General features: G+C 66.3%; 23 protein-coding genes and 2 tRNA genes. 10 read left to right on the top strand and 15 right to left on the bottom strand.

Annotation, left to right across the window (positions count from 1 at the left end):
- The 3 genes from HMUK_RS12690 to HMUK_RS12700 all read left to right on the top strand — a co-directional run bounded on the left by HMUK_RS12690 (position 1) and on the right by HMUK_RS12700 (position 1,237).
- A complete protein-coding gene (locus HMUK_RS12690; RefSeq protein ID WP_015763571.1) occupies positions 1–432 on the top strand; it encodes a 50S ribosomal protein L24e in 432 nt (143 codons plus the stop codon).
- Positions 429–896, top strand: coding sequence for a nucleoside-diphosphate kinase (gene ndk, locus HMUK_RS12695; protein ID WP_015763572.1), 468 nt, complete (start codon positions 429–431; stop codon positions 894–896). Before HMUK_RS12690 ends, ndk begins: the two co-directional genes overlap by 4 nt.
- An 80-nt stretch (positions 897–976) precedes the next feature.
- Positions 977–1,237 carry a glutaredoxin family protein gene (locus HMUK_RS12700; protein WP_015763573.1) on the top strand — a complete coding sequence of 87 codons (261 nt, stop codon included), beginning with the start codon at positions 977–979 and terminating at the stop codon, positions 1,235–1,237.
- On the opposite strand, the gene HMUK_RS12705 is transcribed toward HMUK_RS12700, so the two are convergent.
- From HMUK_RS12705 to HMUK_RS12720, 4 genes are read right to left on the bottom strand one after another with little or no spacing between them, the layout of a single operon-like run.
- A complete protein-coding gene (locus tag HMUK_RS12705; protein WP_015763574.1) occupies positions 1,207–1,860 on the bottom strand; it encodes a hypothetical protein in 654 nt (217 codons plus the stop codon). The genes HMUK_RS12700 and HMUK_RS12705 overlap by 31 nt on opposite strands.
- A gap of 51 nt (positions 1,861–1,911) precedes the next feature.
- Positions 1,912–2,322, bottom strand: a complete 411-nt coding sequence (msrB, locus tag HMUK_RS12710) for a peptide-methionine (R)-S-oxide reductase MsrB (RefSeq protein ID WP_015763575.1) — start codon at positions 2,320–2,322, stop codon at positions 1,912–1,914.
- 56 nt (positions 2,323–2,378) lie between these two features.
- On the bottom strand, positions 2,379–3,434 hold the full coding sequence (locus tag HMUK_RS12715) for an ATP-binding protein (RefSeq protein ID WP_015763576.1): 1,056 nt from the start codon (positions 3,432–3,434) through the stop codon (positions 2,379–2,381).
- Between the two features lie 46 nt (positions 3,435–3,480).
- Complete coding sequence (locus HMUK_RS12720; RefSeq protein WP_015763577.1) at positions 3,481–3,717, bottom strand: hypothetical protein; 237 nt, start codon at positions 3,715–3,717, stop codon at positions 3,481–3,483.
- Between the two features lie 144 nt (positions 3,718–3,861).
- Here HMUK_RS12720 and HMUK_RS12725 point away from each other — a divergent pair, with 144 nt between their 5' ends.
- Entirely contained in the window at positions 3,862–4,122 is a 261-nt protein-coding gene (locus HMUK_RS12725) for a PRC-barrel domain-containing protein (RefSeq protein WP_015763578.1), read from the top strand.
- 307 nt (positions 4,123–4,429) lie between these two features.
- On the opposite strand, the gene HMUK_RS12730 is transcribed toward HMUK_RS12725, so the two are convergent.
- From HMUK_RS12730 to HMUK_RS12760, 7 genes are all read right to left on the bottom strand, one after another.
- Positions 4,430–4,503 (bottom strand) — tRNA-Thr (locus tag HMUK_RS12730).
- 26 nt (positions 4,504–4,529) lie between these two features.
- A complete protein-coding gene (locus HMUK_RS12735) occupies positions 4,530–4,997 on the bottom strand; it encodes a GNAT family N-acetyltransferase (RefSeq protein ID WP_015763579.1) in 468 nt (155 codons plus the stop codon).
- A gap of 9 nt (positions 4,998–5,006) precedes the next feature.
- Positions 5,007–5,600 (bottom strand): CBS domain-containing protein, encoded by a 594-nt coding sequence (locus HMUK_RS12740; RefSeq protein WP_015763580.1) that lies wholly within the window; start codon positions 5,598–5,600, stop codon positions 5,007–5,009.
- A gap of 83 nt (positions 5,601–5,683) precedes the next feature.
- A complete protein-coding gene (locus HMUK_RS12745; RefSeq protein ID WP_015763581.1) occupies positions 5,684–6,445 on the bottom strand; it encodes a GTP cyclohydrolase III in 762 nt (253 codons plus the stop codon).
- A 198-nt stretch (positions 6,446–6,643) separates the two neighbouring features.
- Positions 6,644–6,943 carry a DUF5785 family protein gene (locus HMUK_RS12750; protein ID WP_015763582.1) on the bottom strand — a complete coding sequence of 100 codons (300 nt, stop codon included), beginning with the start codon at positions 6,941–6,943 and terminating at the stop codon, positions 6,644–6,646.
- Between the two features lie 38 nt (positions 6,944–6,981).
- Positions 6,982–8,340: a CARDB domain-containing protein gene (locus tag HMUK_RS12755; RefSeq protein WP_015763583.1), complete on the bottom strand. Its 1,359-nt coding sequence runs from the start codon at positions 8,338–8,340 to the stop codon at positions 6,982–6,984.
- A 184-nt stretch (positions 8,341–8,524) separates the two neighbouring features.
- A tRNA-Ser gene (locus HMUK_RS12760) sits at positions 8,525–8,606 on the bottom strand.
- Positions 8,607–8,709: 103 nt separating this feature from the next.
- Here HMUK_RS12760 and HMUK_RS12765 point away from each other — a divergent pair.
- Positions 8,710–9,759: a lactonase family protein gene (locus tag HMUK_RS12765; protein WP_015763584.1), complete on the top strand. Its 1,050-nt coding sequence runs from the start codon at positions 8,710–8,712 to the stop codon at positions 9,757–9,759.
- Here HMUK_RS12765 and HMUK_RS12770 read toward each other — a convergent pair.
- A complete protein-coding gene (locus HMUK_RS12770; protein ID WP_015763585.1) occupies positions 9,756–10,499 on the bottom strand; it encodes a hypothetical protein in 744 nt (247 codons plus the stop codon). The genes HMUK_RS12765 and HMUK_RS12770 overlap by 4 nt on opposite strands.
- A gap of 84 nt (positions 10,500–10,583) precedes the next feature.
- On the opposite strand from HMUK_RS12770, the gene HMUK_RS12775 reads away from it, so the two are divergent.
- Positions 10,584–11,018, top strand: coding sequence for a CBS domain-containing protein (locus HMUK_RS12775; protein ID WP_015763586.1), 435 nt, complete (start codon positions 10,584–10,586; stop codon positions 11,016–11,018).
- Between the two features lie 7 nt (positions 11,019–11,025).
- Here HMUK_RS12775 and HMUK_RS12780 read toward each other — a convergent pair whose 3' ends face one another.
- From HMUK_RS12780 to aroA, 3 genes are all read right to left on the bottom strand, one after another.
- Positions 11,026–11,652, bottom strand: coding sequence for a uracil-DNA glycosylase (locus HMUK_RS12780; protein WP_015763587.1), 627 nt, complete (start codon positions 11,650–11,652; stop codon positions 11,026–11,028).
- Position 11,653: 1 nt separating this feature from the next.
- Positions 11,654–12,901: a chorismate synthase gene (aroC, locus tag HMUK_RS12785; protein ID WP_015763588.1), complete on the bottom strand. Its 1,248-nt coding sequence runs from the start codon at positions 12,899–12,901 to the stop codon at positions 11,654–11,656.
- A gap of 198 nt (positions 12,902–13,099) precedes the next feature.
- A complete protein-coding gene (gene aroA / locus HMUK_RS12790; RefSeq protein WP_015763589.1) occupies positions 13,100–14,392 on the bottom strand; it encodes a 3-phosphoshikimate 1-carboxyvinyltransferase in 1,293 nt (430 codons plus the stop codon).
- An 84-nt stretch (positions 14,393–14,476) separates the two neighbouring features.
- On the opposite strand from aroA, the gene HMUK_RS12795 reads away from it, so the two are divergent.
- The 4 genes from HMUK_RS12795 to tnpA all read left to right on the top strand — a co-directional run bounded on the left by HMUK_RS12795 (position 14,477) and on the right by tnpA (position 16,986).
- Positions 14,477–15,652, top strand: coding sequence for a M24 family metallopeptidase (locus HMUK_RS12795; protein ID WP_049940895.1), 1,176 nt, complete (start codon positions 14,477–14,479; stop codon positions 15,650–15,652).
- Positions 15,653–15,884: 232 nt separating this feature from the next.
- Positions 15,885–16,103 (top strand): hypothetical protein, encoded by a 219-nt coding sequence (locus tag HMUK_RS12800; RefSeq protein WP_015763591.1) that lies wholly within the window; start codon positions 15,885–15,887, stop codon positions 16,101–16,103.
- Between the two features lie 132 nt (positions 16,104–16,235).
- On the top strand, positions 16,236–16,445 hold the full coding sequence (locus HMUK_RS12805; protein ID WP_015763592.1) for a ribbon-helix-helix domain-containing protein: 210 nt from the start codon (positions 16,236–16,238) through the stop codon (positions 16,443–16,445).
- Between the two features lie 148 nt (positions 16,446–16,593).
- Positions 16,594–16,986 (top strand): IS200/IS605-like element ISHmu5 family transposase, encoded by a 393-nt coding sequence (gene tnpA / locus HMUK_RS12810; protein ID WP_015763593.1) that lies wholly within the window; start codon positions 16,594–16,596, stop codon positions 16,984–16,986.
- The last annotated feature ends 1 nt before the right edge of the window (position 16,987 follow it).

Genomic DNA, 16,987 nt, shown 5'->3' on the forward strand with positions numbered 1-16,987 from the left:
ATGCCTCGAATCCGAGAATGTGACTACTGCGGCGCGGACATCGAGCCCGGCACCGGGACGATGTTCGTCCGCAAGAGCGGAACGACGATCCACTACTGCTCGTCGAAATGTGAGAACAACGCCGATCTCGGCCGCGAGGCGCGCAACCTCGAGTGGACCGAGGCCGGTCGCGAGACCACCGCTGCAGAGCAGAAAGCGGCCGCCGAAGCCGAGGCAGCCGCCGAAGCAGCGGACGAGCAGACGGCAGACGAGGCGGACGCCGACGAAGACGAGTCCGCCGAGACAGACGAGGCGGCCGACGAGGACGAGTCCGCCGAGACAGACGAGGCGGCCGACGAGGACGAGTCCGCCGAGACAGACGAGGCGGCCGACGAGGACGAAGCGGAGTCCACCGAGGCCGACGACGAAGAGACCGAGGAGGCCGAGGCATGAGCGAGGACCTCGAACGGACGTTCGTCATGGTCAAGCCCGACGGCGTGCAGCGTGGCCTGATCGGCGACATCGTGAGCCGCTTCGAGGACCGCGGGCTCAAGCTCGTCGGCGCGAAGTTCATGCAGATCGACCGAAAGCTCGCCGAGGAACACTACGGCGAGCACGAGGGCAAGCCGTTCTTCGAGGGCCTCGTCGAGTTCATCACGTCCGGTCCGGTCTTCGCGATGGTCTGGGAAGGACAGGACGCCGTCCGACAGGTCCGCTCGATGATGGGCGAGACCGATCCGGCCGAGTCCGCACCCGGAACGATCCGCGGTGACTTCGGACTCGACCTCGGACGGAACGTCATCCACGGCTCCGACCACGAGGACGAGGGCTCGAACGAGCGAGAGATCGAGCTCTTCTTCGACGAGGACGAACTCGTCGAGTGGGAGCGCATCGACGAAACCTGGCTCTACGAGTAAGCCAGCCGCCGCGATTTCTTTCGATACACCACCGACAGCAACGCCGAAAGCGGCTTCTGACTCCGGTCCGAGGTACGGATATGGGCATCACACTCTATCAGCTCGAGGGCTGTCCGTACTGCGAGGCGGTCGCCGAGCGACTGGACGAGCTCGATATCGAGTACGACTCGGTGTGGGTCGAGCCACGCCACTCCGAACGCGACGCCGTCAAGCGGGTCTCCGGACAGCGCGGTGTGCCCGTCCTCGTCGACGAGGACCGCGGCGTCACCATGGCCGAGTCCGAACGGATCCTCGAGTTCGTCGAGCGGAGCTACGCCCGACCGGGCGTCGAGACGACGTAGGCGAGTGCCGTCCCGATCGCCACGAACACCATCGGAAACAGGAACATCGCGACGAGTGTCCACAGGAGCGCGGGAGCCGAGACCGCCTGTGCGGTCTCACCCGTGATCCGCCGGACGAAGACGAACGAACCGAGCGCCCCGACGGCGACGTAGGGAATGGCAAAGCCCGTGGCGACCATCGCGCTCTCTTCTGTGCCCCCGACTGTCACCGGCGGCGTCCGCTGGCGCTCGAAGAGGAACCCGGCAGCGAGGAGCACGACGACCGGAAGGGCGAAAAAGAGGACGGCCGGAAAGAACGGCTGGCCATAGAGGAGATTGTTCAGTCCCGACCCGGCCTGGACTCCCTGCGAGACCGTCGTCGCGATCGGAACGTGGTGTGCGCTGTACACCACGTAGACGTACTGGACGGCCTTCTGCCAGAGCGACCACTCCGCCCTGGTGACTGCGGATCCCGAGAGCGCGAGCGCGACGACGATCGCGGCGTACTGGACGGCGAGTGTCCCGACCGACGCGAGGGCCGCACGGAGCCACGGAAACTCCGTGAGCGAGGGCTTCAACAGTGGCTGGTCTGCTGCTGTCGAGGCCGCCGAGTCGTCGGTCGCGTCGGTCGTGCTGTCTGTCACTGGTACCTACACGTACGAATCGCGAACACCGCAAAAAGCGTTCCGGTGGTCCTACTCGTCTCCCTCGAACTCCAGGGCCGCGCCGTTGATGCAGTAGCGTTTGCCGGTCGGCTCGGGACCGTCGTCGAAGACGTGGCCGAGGTGGCCCTCGCAGTTCGCACAGACTACCTCTGTGCGGTCCATGCCGTGGCTGGTGTCCCGACGGGTCTCGATCGCGCCCTCGTCGTACACGTCCCAGAAGCTCGGCCAGCCCGTCTCGGAGTCGAACTTCTCCCCGCTGTCGAACAGCGCCGTCCCACAGCCCGCACACTGGAACTGCCCGTCGTCTTTCACGTCGATCAGGTCGCTACTGAACCGCGGCTCGGTGCCCTGCTCTCGCAGGACCCGGTACTCCTCCTCCGTGAGGATCTCGCGCCACTCCTCGTCGTTGTCCGCCGTTTCGTCGGTGGTTTTCTCACTCATAGCTCCCCATTGGGGACGGAGACACAAAAGCGTAGAGCGATCGGACAGAGACCGCATCACTCGTCCGACGCCACCGCGCTGGCTCTCGGGCTATCACCGGCGTGGGGAGTCACACGGTCCCGGACCGTCGCCCCGTGGACGCTCTCGGTCGTGTCGTCGACGACGACGACCTCGCCGGGACTGGTGGGTAGTTGCTCTGCCAGCGAGCCGGTCAGGTACGTCGGCTGGGCTGCCGTGAGCGCCTCGATGTCGCGGCCCGACGTGAGCCGGTGGGCCACGAGCAGGTCGGTCTGAGAGCGGCCGACGGCCGGGACGGCGCTCGGGCGCTGTGTCGCACAGACGAGGCTGACGCCCGGCGTTCGCCCGCGCGTGAGGAGCCGTCGCAGGCCCGGTTCGGCGACGCCGTCGAAGAACGCGTGGGCCTCGTCGACGAGCAGCCAGGGGAGCCGTTCGATCCGCCCTTCGATCCGCCCCCGATAGAGGAGGTCACAGATCGCCCTGACGACGGCGTTGGCCGGAGCACGGTCCAGCGTCGACACGTCGACGACCGTCACCGTCCCGTCGGCGAGAGCCGTCGCAGTCACTCCCGCCGGATCGAACACCCCCCAGCGCTGTGCCATCTCGAGGTGGTTGTGAACGGTTCTGACCGCGCCCGCCGACGCGTCGATCGCCTGGACCGACGTGCGCATCTCCGAGATCGATCCGCCCTCGCTGGCGGCCCGCCAGAGCAGACTGCCCGCGGTACTGTCGGGGGCCAGCCCCAGCAGCCGACACCACGTCCGGGGCGACAGCGACGACGGCGCGACCCGCGGCTCGTCGACCACGGTGGCCGGAACCGGATCGCCGCTGGCGTCGGCCGTCAGCGTTCCGAACTCTCCCATCGCGTCGACGAGCACCGGACCGGTCCCGCCAGCGCGCGCGAGTCCCTCCGCGATCACACCCAGCGTGTAGGACTTCCCGTATCCTCGCTTGCCCACGATCGTGACGGCGTGTGGCCGGTCGAGATCGAGATGGACCGGGCCGACGCCGCTGCCGTCACTCGCGCGATAGGTGCCGAGTCTGACCGTCGGGCCGCCGTCGAGACCACGCTCGCGTCCGAGTACGAAGGTCACGTCGCCGTGTCGTTCCGTCCTGCCTCAAAAAGGTCCGGTCCCGTCGTCACAGCCGGCTCAATCGCCCCGTCACGTCGTCCATCCACTCGGGCACGTCCAGGTTCGCCAGCGTGCCGTCTTCCCAGGTCGTCACCACGTCCACGTCGCCGTCGCGCGTCACGTCGATGCGCCACTTCCGGCCGTCCTCCGCGGTGACGTCGAAGCGTCCTCCGCCGTTCGAGAGCGGCTTGACGTGTTCGACCGTGACGGTATCCCCCGTGTACAGCTCCAGCGTGTCGCCCATATCCGACTGCGGGGGTCGCACGGACTTAAATCACGCACCCGACGGCGATCGGTGCTCTCTCCGGCGGCCGCTGTCCCCACCAGCCGCCGTCGGAATCGAACGAAATCAGCGATTTTTAATTGTGTTCAGACCGACGACACGAGCATGGTCCTCGCAAGCAGCCTCCCCGAAAAGCCAGTGATACGCACCGACGGCAAAGCACTCGGTGTGGTTCACAACCTGACGATGGAGATAGACACCGGCGAGCTGGCGACGCTGATCGTCGAAACCGACCCGTCCGACGACGTTCCGGAGACACTGGAGCGGACTGACGACGGCCATCTCCGCGTCCCCGCAGACCGAGTGGACGGCGTCGGCGACCAGGTCGTGGTCCGCCCACCCGACTCTCCGAACGACCAGCGGTAACACTGCCGGCCGTCGCTGTTTCGTGCGGCCAGTTGTACCGATCTCCCGGTGAGCGCCTGCGATATCGACGCTCACTGGCAGGCGGCGACGTTCCGTCTCGGGAGCGTCGCGAGGTTCTGACCCACCGGCGACCGCGTTGGTCGACTGGCTACCGTCTCCGAGCCGGTGATCCGCCGACGGTGTGCGGTGCTGGGCTCGTCGTTATAGTAGCCATTGAAAATCAATGCACACCCGATCGCACGACAGCAGTGCGATCGGTGTGTAAATCGTTTCAATTGTTACTATACGACGTGTGAAAATCGGGAGGAGCCAGGGGTGGGATTTGAACCCACGAACTCTCGATTACAAGTCGAGTGCTTGGACCACCCAAGCTCCCCTGGCGCAGGCGGTAATTATGCGGGGACCATTTAGAGGGTATCGCTTTCGGTCGACTTTTCGAAGGCGATGCGGTGGGGGTCGTAGCCGTGGCGACGGTAGAATCGGCGGGCCGCGTCGTTGTCTGCCATCGCCTCCAGGGTGACACAGTCGGCGTCGCGATCGACCAGCTCGGATTCTGCGGCCGCCAGCAGCGCCGTCCCGATCCCCTGGTTCCGGTCGTCGGGCCGCACGTAGATGTTTCTGATCAGACCGCGGGTCCGGTCCTGGCGGTACTCGCCGGTTTCGACGGTGAACATCACGAAGCCGACGACGGTGCGGTCGACGACCGCGACGGCGAGTTCGTCCGCGACGGTGTGTCTGAGGACGGCGTCCCGCGCGGTCGAGCGGTTCTCCTCGGGGAGAATGTGTGAGCCGTGGCTGCGCTGGCCGCTGGCCAACTCGATCCACAGTTCGGTAATGTCGTCGACCTGACCGGTCGACGCGAGGGCAATCTCCATACGGTCGGTTCAGATGTCTCGACAGTCGTCACAGAGGAGCTGCCCGTTGAACGCAGCCAGGTTACGGGCGAGCGAGCCACACTGCTCGCAGATGCCCTGATCGTCGAAGGGCTCGTCGGGGATCGTCTGGCCCGCCGTCGCGGTGGCACCGGCCGCCGCCACCTCGTCGGCCACCGTCTGACTCGCGGTCTGTCCCATCGCCTCCTGGGCGGTCGCCTCGCTGCCCAGCGCCGACGTGGCCAGAATATCGTGTTCCGTGACGATGCCTGCCGGCTCGCCGCCGTCGGAGACGACGAGCCAGCTGGTCGACCACGACGACATCCGGTCGCGCGCCTCCGGCAGCGTCTCCTCGGCGGCGACGGTCGGGACGGACTCGGTCATCACGTCTTCGACCGTCGCCCCCGACGGATCGCCGTCGGAGACGAGGTGGGCGAGCACGTCCCTGTCGGTGACGACGCCGACCGGCTCGGAGCCGCGCAGCACGACGGCCAGATCGGCCTCCTCCCGAAGCAGCAGTTCCGACGTTTCCAGAACGCCGTCCGATTCGCTCACGCCGACGAACTCGCGTTCCATCACCTCCCGCACTGTCACGTTCTCGTTCATGGTAGCTGGTAACACACTGGTGCCCTAAAAGCTACCTGCACTACGCTTATACCCGCCGCGTCCGAACGGTAAGGACTGGGCCGTCAGAACTCGATCGTGACGTCGTCGCCGGTCGCTCGGCACTCTTCGAGGGCGTGCTTCGCGGTGATTCCGGCGTCGGCGGCGACGGCACCGCGGCCGACACCGACCTTCAGTTCGACGCCGACGGTCTCCTGGACGTGATCGATCGCCTCCCGGTAGTCGGCTTCGTCCAGTTCCGGACACGTCGCGATGACGTTGTCTCCGCCGACGAAGAAGGCCAGCGAGTCGTGAGCTCGTCGCATGTGGCGCATCAACTCGGCGTACCCCTGCTCGATCTCGATGAACGTGTCGAACTCGTTGAGCTGGTCGGTGTACTTCTCGGTCGCGTCGTTCACGTCGAAGTGGGCGATCTGTACGTCTTCGTCGGTGCGGAACTCCTCGTCGACGACGCGTCCCTTGAGGATCTCTCGGCGGTGTTCGTCCTGCGCGCTCCCGGCCGCCTGGAGCTGCTCGGTCGCGGTGCCCAGCGCCTCGGCCGGCGTCGTCCCGGTCGCGACGCTCAGACTCATCGTCACGGGATATCGGTTCGCGACCGACTCCTGGATGAGCGCGTGATCGTCGAGATCGACGCCGTTGCTGACCGCGATCATGTTGTCGAACCGGGTGAAGAAGACGTACGCGTCTCGGTTCCCGAACAGCTGAGAGAGATCGGCAAAGAGGCGCGACTGGAGGGTCTGGAGATCCACTTCACGGCGTGGCTCCGGCGTCACCGTCCACGGCCCGTAGTTGTCGATCTGTATGTGGGTCACCTGCGTGTTGGTCACGGTTGGCTCACTGTTGGCGAGGGACGGCTATTGTTCTGTCGGAACGGTCCGTCGAACCGGGACCGGTGCAGACGCGACGACAATCGTATCAGAGACGGCGCTGGGCGACCACTGCGTCGTCGGCCAGCGCCACCGTGGCAACCAGCGAGTCGGCGGCGCGCGAAAGACTGTGTCGCGGTCACATGCTCCACGCGCCCACTACGCGTGTTCGAGACGGTAGGGCCAGTAATCGGCCGACCGAAGCGCACGCCCCAGTGCCTTGTGGAACTCCGGGAAGTCCTCGAACTCCGAGCCGTCGACGTGCTCGAAGATGTCGGCGACGGACACGACGGTCTCGTAGTCGATTCGAACCGGGTGGTCGCCGTACTCCGCGACGAACTCCTCGGCCGACAGCGGGAAGTCTGCCTCCTCGTCGATCTTCTTTGCGATCACCGCATGGCCGTACTTTCGACGCCCTTCACTCCCTTTTTCGCCGTCGGGATCGTGTGGCCAGTCCATACCGGATGGGTAGGGTGACCCACGCAAAAATCTCTCGGTTACCAGCGTTGGAGCGCGACGAGGAGGACGCCGATCACCGCGACACCGCCACCGATCGCGATCTCGGTGAGTCCAACGTCGAACTCCGAGACGGACTCCGGCAGGGACACGTCGAACCCGCCGTCGGAGCCGGGGGAACTGGCGTCGCCCGTCTCCGTCTGGCTCTCGCCGTCGTCGGACTCCGACGTGTCGTCCCCGCCCGTCGCCTGCCCGCTGTCGGCCTCGGTCTGTTCGCCGTCACCCGTCTCGACGACGACGCTACCGACGGACTGCTCGTCGAGGGCGACACGGTAGTTCCCGTCGCGACTGATCGCCTCGGACACGGTGATCTGGCGCGTCTCGCCGGGTCCGAGCGTCACGGTCTCGTTGCTGACGGCAGTCCCGTCGACTCGCAGCGATGCCGTGTACTCGCCGGCCACGTCGCCCGCGTTGGTGACGTTCGCGCTGACGGACAGCTCCTTCTCGACGCCGTTCTCGCTGGTCGACAGCGTGTGTCCGCTGACCTCGAACACCGGGACGACCGAGCCGACGAACAGCGTCTCGGTCTCGTTGGTCCGGGCCTCGTAGACGTAGCGACCGTCAGCGGGGCCTTCGAACGTCGTGTTGGTTCGCTGGACGGCTCCGTCCGTACCGCTGTAGATCTCGACTTCGTCGCTGTCCACGTCGGTCGCGTCGATCACGGACTGGTTGACCGCGATCCGGACGCGTCGGTCGTCCACGTCGGCGGCCTGCTGGACGGTGACGCCACCGAAGACGGTGGTCCCGTCACCTGACGGGAGGGAGAACGGCACCGTCTCCGGATCGGTGTAGGTCGCGACCGTCCGGTTGAACCTGTCTCTGCTGGTCCCGAAGGTGAGCGAGTCGACGGCCAGCGAGTCGTTCGTCGTCGGGAAGGTGACGGTAACTGGCCCGGTCCCGTCGACCGCGCCGGTGCGGACCCTCATGGTCCGTCCGTCGGACCGATACTCGGTCGTCCGCGCGACCGCACGATCGACGCGAACCGTCCCGGCCGTCTTCGAGTTGGCGACGATCTCGTACTCACCGGGTTCGTCGAAGGTGAGCGGGACCCGTACGGTCCGCGATCCGCCGCTCTCGACGGCGTAGTTTTCCGAGCGGATCTCCTCGCCGTTGGACGTGATCGTGACGCGACCGGCACCGTCGTCCTCGCCGGTGTTTCGGAGCTTGATCTTCACGTCGACGCTATCGCCCGTCGCAGTCGTCTTTTCAGTCAACGACGCACCTGCGACGAACACGCGCGGTGCAGCCAGTGCCGGCCCGATACTACTGACGACCAGCAGTCCGGCGACGAGAAGCGCCAGACCGGTCCCGAATCTCGACGACGTTGTGTTGCTCGACATCTGTAACACTCTGTTTGATTGAACAACTTAGCACCACGGTATAAGCTTCGTGTTTTGTGAAAGCGATTTTTTCGCGTTCGGTTCACCTCTCGACCGACGCCTCGGACGACGACGATGGCGGCCATACTGCTGGGGAGAGTTCGTGTCGTGCCGTCGCTACGCAGCGCTGGTCGGGGTAACACAGCGGTGGGACTGGGATTTGAACCCAGGAGGCTTGCGCCACCTGCTTTCAAGGCAGGCGCAATGGGCCGCTCTGCCATCCCACCACAGGGCAGTCGTCGATAGCCGGGGGTCGGCCTAAGGAGTGTCGATTGTGGCTGGCGGCGGCGAGCCCAAAGACCGAAGACAGGGGCCGTCGAAGCGGGAGTGATGGCGACAGAGGAACTCGCACTCGTCGGGACGTACACGGATGGTGACAGCGACGGCATCTACACCGTCGCGGTCGACGGCGACGGCGCTGTCGAACAGCGGTCGGTCACGGCCGCGGGGGACGATCCCTCGTTCCTGGCGATCCATCCCAGCGGGGAGTACTGCTACGCGGTCAACGAGGTCGACGACGGCGGCGTCACCGCACTGGAGATCGACCGGGCGACCGGCGAGCTCACGCGACTGAATCAGATCAGGACCGGCGGCGGTGCCGACCCGTGTCACTGCACGGTCGACGCCACGGGCCAGTACCTACTCGTCGCCCACTACACGGGGGGATCGGTCGCGATGTGTCCGATCGCCGAGGACGGCCAGATCGGTGCGCCCTCGGATCTCGTCGAACACACGGGCTCGGGTCCCAACGAGGAGCGACAGGAGGCCGCCCACCCGCACTCGATCCAGCCCGGCCCGGACAACGAGTACGCGTACGTGCCGGACCTGGGCGACGACCGGATCGTCGGCTACGAACTCGACCTCGACCACGGAAAGCTCGTGGCGAGCGACGCGGCGACGGTCGAGCTGGCGGCCGGGTCGGGCCCTCGTCACATGGCGTTCGACCACGACGGCGAGTACGCGTACCTCATCAACGAACTCGACTCGACGGTGACGGTACTGGAGCGCGACGCGGACACGGGCAGTCTGACCGTGGTCGACACCGCGCCGACGGTGGCCGACGACTACGACGGCGAGAACATCACCGCAGACATCCACGTCCACCCCTCGGGCGAGTGGGTCTTCGGCTCGAACCGCGGTCACGACAGCATCGCCACGTTCGCCGTCGACGACGGGACCGTCGAGTTCCAGGGCACCGTGTCGACCCGGGGCGAGTGGCCGCGGAACTTCGCGCTGACTCCCGACGGCGAGACGCTCCTGGCCGAGAACATGGACACGAACGACGTCGTCGCGTTCGACGTAGACGCCGCGACGGGCGAACTGTCCGCGACCGGTGCGGTCACCGAACTGCCCAGTCCGGTCTGCCTGCAGTTCCTCTAGGGACGAACGACCGTCGCGGTCCCGTCTCTGTCGACGACTTCGAACCCGAACTCGTCGAGCGCCGCCGTGGTCCGTGTTGGGACCAGTCGATCGGCCCGGCTGCGAGCACGCAGGAGTGACACGACCGTCGAGAGGTCCGCGTCCCGTTCGACGACCGGGATCGTCTGGAGAAAGTCGACGGCGAGTCCCGCGTCCGTCGCCCGCTGGACGAGCGTCTCGACGGTCGGCGTCTGGAAGGCGTCCTCGAAGTCGATCGGTTCGGCGAACCCGGCGTAGCTGACCCGACCGGCCGTCGACGGACCGAGCACGACGCCGTTGCTCCGGAGCTTCATCGCCGCGGTGTCGATGTGCTGGCGACCGAGCAGGGCGGCCGTCGGCCTCACCACCGCGGCCGTCCGGACGCCTTCCCGTTCCAGCAGGTGCGTGATCGTGTTGCCGGCACGGGCCGACTCGGTCGAGCCGACCTGCACCTCGAACCGGACCTCGTCGGTGTCGACGACGCCGTCGAGCGCCGAGCGAACCTCGCGTTCCGACGTTCCGTCCTCGCTGGAGACCTGTTCGTCGGCACGGTAGTTCACGAGCAACTCCGCCCCGCTCCCGTCGATTGCTTCACAGACGTCGGCGAACATCCCGGCGTACAGCTCCGAAGCTTCGTCCGGCGTCAGCCGATCGTGCTCGACGAGATCCGTGAGCACGGCACCGGATTCGGGCGGCTCGGCCATGACTGCGACAGTGGTCATGCTCCCCTCTCCGGCGAGGCGACCCTTTTCACTTTCCACTGGTCGGGCGCGGAGGTTATATCTCCCGGGGTGATAGCACACACCATGCTCGTCGAGGAGCTCATGTCGACGGCCGTCGTGACCGTCGACCTCGACGCGACGCTGGCCGAGGCCGTCCAGCGCCAGCTCGATGCCGGCGTCGGGTCGGTCGTCGTCCTCGACGACGGGGCTCCCTGTGGGATCGTCACGGAGCACGACGCACTGGCGGCCACACTGCGGACCGGACGGCCGCTGGACGACATTCCGGTCGCGAAGCTCGCACACGGCTCGGTCGTGACGACCACGCCCGAGACGGCGGTCCGAAGCGTCGCTCGACAGATGTCCGACGAGGGCGTCAAGAAAGTCCCGGTACTCGACGACCTCGATCTGGTCGGGATCCTGACGCTGACCGACATCGTCTGGCACCTCTCGGACATCGAGGGGGAGCGATCCGAGATCGAGGCCACGCGAGAGCGCTGGGAGTCGGCCGCGCGGTTCTGACCGGGCGCTACCGACTTCGGCGTCCCTTCGTCTGGCGGTAGTCCCGGCCCAGCGTCTCGCCGAGGTGTTCGAGGAACGCGTCGCGTTCCGCGTCGGTCTGTTCCCACGGTTCGATCATCGGGAGGAGTTCGAAGCCACGTCCCCGGATCGTCGTCGCGTGGCGCTCTTCGACGGCGAGTTCGTCCTCGCTCAGGGTGGTGTACTCGAAGGCCAGCGCGTCCAGCGCGGCCTGTCCGACCGGCAACAGCAGCTCGGGGTTGATCATCCGGACTTCGCTGTTGAGGTAGGGCTCGCAGTTCCGGACTTCCTCGTCGGTCGCACCGCGTTCGGGGTGGTGACAGCGGCTGACGTAGGTGAGATAGACGTTGTCGAACTGGGGGCGATCGGCGTCGGGATCGTCAACCAGTCCGACCCGTTCGAGGATGTCCAGCAGCTCTCGCTCTCGCTCGCCGACGAACGGGAGGCCGACCGCGTCGGCCGTCTCGCTGGGCGACTCGCCGAGCACGAGCAGCTCCGCGCCGACGTCGCCGTAGCCGTGGACGACGTTTTGCCGCGTCTCGCAGAGTTCGGGGCAGTTCTGGCACGTCTCGTCCATCCCGTACGGATTGGACAGAGATTCCTGGTCGGCGTCCATGTCAGTCCTCGTCGACGGTCGTCGCGTGCGTGTCGGCGTCTTCGGGATCGTTCCGCGGGCTCGACGGGTGGTAGTCGGTGTCGTACTCGCCGGGCCGGTCGTCGAGCCGGTCCGGGTTGATCCGGCCACCGAGCAGCATGAAGTCCAGCACCGTACAGTACAGCATCGCTTCGACGACGGGGACCGCCCGCGGCGGGAGGACGGGGTCGTGTCGCCCCGTCACCGTTATCTCCTTTCTCTCGCCGGTCTCCCAGTCGACGGTCTCCTGGGTCTTCGGGAACGAGACCGGCGCGTGCCAGGTGACCTCGCCGTAGATCGGGTCGCCGGTCGTGATCCCGCCCTGGATGCCGCCGTGGTCGTTGCCGACTGGCTTCGGGTCGCCTCTCGCTCGCGGCTCGTCGCCGCTCGCGTTTTCCGAGGCTGTCGCCTCGCTCTCGCCGAACTCCCAGTCTTCGGTGTAGTCGGTCCCGGTGGCCGTCCGAGCATCGCGCCCGATCCCCAGCTCGAAGTCCGTGACTGCGGGGATGGAGTACATCGCCTGCCCGAGGCGTGCGGGTATCGAATCGAACCGCGGCGCACCGAGGCCCCGCGGAACGCCGCGACACTCGAAGTAGATCGCGCCGCCGATCGAGTCGCCCTCCTTCTGGTACTCGTCCGCGAGGTCGCGCATCTCCTCGGCGGCGTCGGGATCGCCACAGCGGACTTCGTTGTCCTCGCTGTGTTCGAGCATCTCCTCCCAGGTCACGTCGTCGGCAACCACGTCGCCGATCTGGCAGACGTGAGCCTTGATCTGCACGTCGTAGTCAGACTGTGCGAGGACCTGCTTGGCGACGCCGCCGGCAGCGACCCAGTTGACCGTCTCGCGGGCCGACGAGCGGCCGCCACCGCCCCAGTTGCGCGTGCCGAACTTCGCCGAGTAGGTGTAGTCGCCGTGAGAGGGCCGCGGTGCCGTGATGAAGGGCTCGTACTTCCCCGATCGGGCGTCTTTGTTCTGGATGACCATGCCGATCGGCGTTCCCGTCGTGTAGCCGTCCTGCAGTCCGGACTTGATCGACACCTTGTCGGGCTCGCCCCGCGAGGTCGTGATCATCGACTGACCGGGCTTGCGCCGGTCGAGATCTTCCTGAATCGCTTCCTCGGACAGTTCGACGCCCGCCGGCACACCTGAAACCGTACAACCCATCGCATCCCCGTGGCTCTCGCCGAAGGTGGTCAGCCGAAAGAGCCGACCGAACTCGTTCCCGTTCATTACGTATCCGGTTGGGTTCGGGGCATTTCAACCTTACAGTCGGCGTACGAAGGTCGAAGTGCGAACGCGGAACCACCGGTGGCTATGCGGTGACTGTTCGTCGCGCGTCGTCTCGCGGGAGCACGGCACAGCGGCGCGCGAGCGGTCCGTGCCGTCTGTTCGCCATTCGACGAAGACGCGTCACCGACACCGGCAGTGTCAGTGCTGGACGGCCGCACCGATGTCGCCGAGTACGTCGAAAAAGTCCGGGAACGACACGTCGACGTGTTCGATGCCGTCGACGGTCGTCGTCCCGTCGGCGACGAGACCGGCGATCGACAGCGCCATGATGATCCGGTGGTCGGCGCGCCCGTCGACCGTCGCCCCCTGGAGGTCGCTCTCGCCGCCGTGGATCGTCAGCGTCTCCTGGCGCTCCTCGACGCTCGCGCCCATCTTCGTCAGCGCCTCGGCCATCGCGCTGACGCGGTCGGTCTCCTTGTAGCGGACGTGCTCGCAGTCGACGATCCGCGTGGTCCCGTCGGCCGCCGCGCCCAGCGTCGCGATGGTGGGCAGGAGATCCGGCGTGTCGGCGACGCTGACCTCGACGCCGGACAGCGGTGCGCTCGTGACCTCGATCTCGCCGGCCTCGCGGTCCCAGTCGACGCCGGCACCCATCTCGCGGACGATGTCGACGATCGCCGTGTCGCCCTGCGCGCTCGGATACGCGGACGTGATCGTCAGTCCGTCCTCGCTGGCGAGTGCGCCCGCGGCCAGCAAGTAGGAGATCGAAGAGAAGTCACCGGGGACGTGGTACTCGCCGTCGGTCGGCGCGTAGGACTGGCCGCCGGGGACCGCGAAGCCGTCCGGCGTCGCCTCGGCCTCGATCCCGAAGTCGGCAAGCACCTCCAGCGTGATGTCGACGTACGGCGCGCTCTTGAGTTCCGTTTCGAGGTGTACGTCGATTCCCCCGTCGGTCACGGCACCGGCCATCAGGAGCGCGGTGATGTACTGGGAGGACACGTCGCCGGGGATCGACACCTCGCCGCCGTCGACGGCACCGCCGACGACCAGGGGTGCCTGGCCGTTCCCACGAGTGCTCTCGGCGCGTCCGTCGAGGTCCGTCGTGATGGCGTCCAGCAGCGGTCCCTGCGGCCGGGAGCGCAGCGACTCGTCACCGGTGAGGACGGTCAGCCCGTCGCCGAGGGCGGCCGTGGCGGTGACGAGCCGCGTCGTCGTGCCGCTGTTCGCACAGTCGATCACGTCGTCGGGAGTCTCTGGCCGCCCGTCGAAGCCGGTCACGTCGAGGACCGTCTCCTCGTCCCGTAGCGCGACGCCGCCGCCGAAGGCGGTGACCGCTCTCATCGTCGCCCTCGTGTCGGCACTGACGAGCGGGTCGTGTACGACCGCGCCGTCGGCGTATCCCGCTGCGAGAATTGCCCGGTGCGTGTAACTCTTCGACGGCGGCGCTCGTGCCGTGCCACCGACCGTCGACGGACTGATTTCGGCGTTCACGTCCGGCCGGTCGGCTGGCCGGACCAAGAGCGTGTCTGTTTGAGCCCCGAGAGACTAATGAAGGTCGGGAACGCACGACGGAACATGGATCCAGACTTCAGCGAACTGGACGCCGCCCTGGACGATCGTGATCTCGACGGCTACCTGATCGACGCCGACTCGACAGAGGCCGATCAGTACTACCTCTCGGGGTTCGACGCGCCCGATCCCTTCCTGACGCTGTACGACGGGGAGGTCCACCTGCTCTTCTCCCGGAGCCTGGAGTACGGACGGGCGAACAAAGAGGCCCGCGCCGACACCGTCGAGCGCTACGTCGACTTCGGCTACCAGAGCAAAGTCGAGGAGTACGGCCCACGAGAAGCCGTCAGCCGCGTGATCGCTGCGTTCCTCGACTCGTACGACGTAGAGTCGATCGCCGCACCGCCGCGGTTCCCTCTCTCGACGGCCGACAGACTGCGAGACCGCGGCGTGACCGTCGAGTCGGACGACGAGAGCGTGATCACGGAGCTCCGAGCGACCAAGACCGACGAGGAGATCGAACACATCGAGACCGCCCAGCGGGCCAACGAGGCGGCGATGGCCGCGGCCGAGGAACTGCTCCGGGAGAGTCGCACTGCGGCCAAAGGACAGTTGCTCTACGACGGCGAGCGGCTCACGAGCGAGCGGATCAAAGAGGAGATCGAGGTGACGCTACTGGGCCACGGCTGTGCGCTCGACGAGACGATCGTCGCCTGTGGGAGCGACGCCGCAGATCCCCACGACAGGGGAAGCGGGCCGCTGCGTGCCGGCGAGCCGATCATCGTCGACATCTTCCCGCAGCACAAGGCGTCGAAGTACCACGCCGACATGACCCGGACGTTCGTCGTCGGCGAACCCGACGAGACGGTGGCCGAGTGGTACGAACTCACCGCCCGAGCACACGCCGCCGCCCTCGACGCGATCGAGCCCGGTGCCACCGGTGCCGAGGTACACGACGCCGTCTGTGACGTGTACGAAGAGGCGGGCCAGCCGACGCTGCGCAGCGACGAGTCGACAGAGACAGGATTCATCCACAGCACCGGTCACGGCGTCGGGCTGGACGTTCACGAACTCCCGCGCGTCGCACCGAACGGCGGCGTCCTCGAACCCGGCCACGTCGTGACGGTCGAGCCGGGCCTGTACGATCCCGAGGTCGGTGGCGTCCGTATCGAGGACTTCGTCGTCGTCACCGAAGACGGCTACGAGAATCTCACGGAGTATCCCAAGGAACTGGTCGTCTGACACGGAGCGTCGACGTGGCGTACCGGGGAGCGTCGCCACGGAGACACTCGTCGGGAAACCGCGACAACGGCCCGTCCGAGGGTGGCTCGTTCGGGCTCCCGGATTAATCATTAACTTTTATTAAGGACCGGGGGAGAAGGTGAAGTACCGATGAGCGTATCACTCGCAGCCGCCGCCGACAGCGACACACTGAACCGCGCCACTCGAACGACACCACTCTTCCAAACAGACGATGGCAACCCGGATACAGACTGACACGACGACCCGAACCGACGAACAGCACGCGACGACCGACCCGGCAAGTGAAGGCAGTTACACGCGCCCGTCCGACCGTACGCCCGAGTCGACGGCGACCGAGTCGTGGACCGAGCGCTGTGGTGCGCCCAGAACCTTCGACCCGACGAACCACGCCGAGATGGGCCAGTTCGACACGACCGCCGACCAGCCCTGACGCCGCCGTCCGCGAGCGGTTCCTGGCCCGGCCCGGAGAACGTCGTCGACGGTACGGCCAACGGTACGAACGGCCGACACCGGCGGATCCAGAGCCCGCAACGACTATCCGCCAGCGCGGCAAACCGGAGGTATGTCCGATTACACCACGGTGTCGATCCCGAAAGACCTGGCCGACAGGGTCGAAGAGACGATCGAGGGGACGAGTTTCTCGTCGACGAGCGACCTCGTTCGCTTCATGCTCCGGAGCATCGTCATTCAGCACCAACAGCAGGGCGAACTCACCGAGGCCGAGTTCCAGGACATCACCGAACAGTTGCAGGATCTGGGCTACATCGAGTAGCTATCTTGATTCAGCGAGAGAATCCCTCCGTTCACGGCGGGCGTGAATCGTGTAAGCTCGGTGCGACAGTCCACTCGGTTCTGTCCGACCGAATACCCATTGGCACAAGAGTTATTGAAATTGGGTGTCTTATATTTGGTAAGGCCAAATGGAGTCTCACCTGCAATCTGGGTCGCACACGGTCTACGCGCTCCAATATCACTTCGTGACCGTCACGAAGTACCGCGCCGACATCCTCACCGATGAGCGGCTGGAGCGCGTGGCTGAAGTCGCACACGAGATTGCAGAGGACTTCGAGGCCGACATCAAGAACGTGGACGGCGGTACTGACCACGTTCACATCCTGTTCACGACCAAGCCAACCACAGACCTCACGAAGTTCATCAACTCGCTCAAGGGCGTCACATCCCGCCGGATTCGGCAGGAGTACCCCGAGGTGAAACAAACGCTCGAAGATGCGTTCTGGCAACCGGGATATTTCCTCGCCACGACCGGTCAAGTGAGCATCGACGTGCTGATGGACTACGTGGAAAACCAGTAGT

Origin of the sequence: Halomicrobium mukohataei DSM 12286, from assembly GCF_000023965.1 — an archaeon.
Taxonomy (GTDB): Archaea; Halobacteriota; Halobacteria; order Halobacteriales; family Haloarculaceae; genus Halomicrobium; species Halomicrobium mukohataei.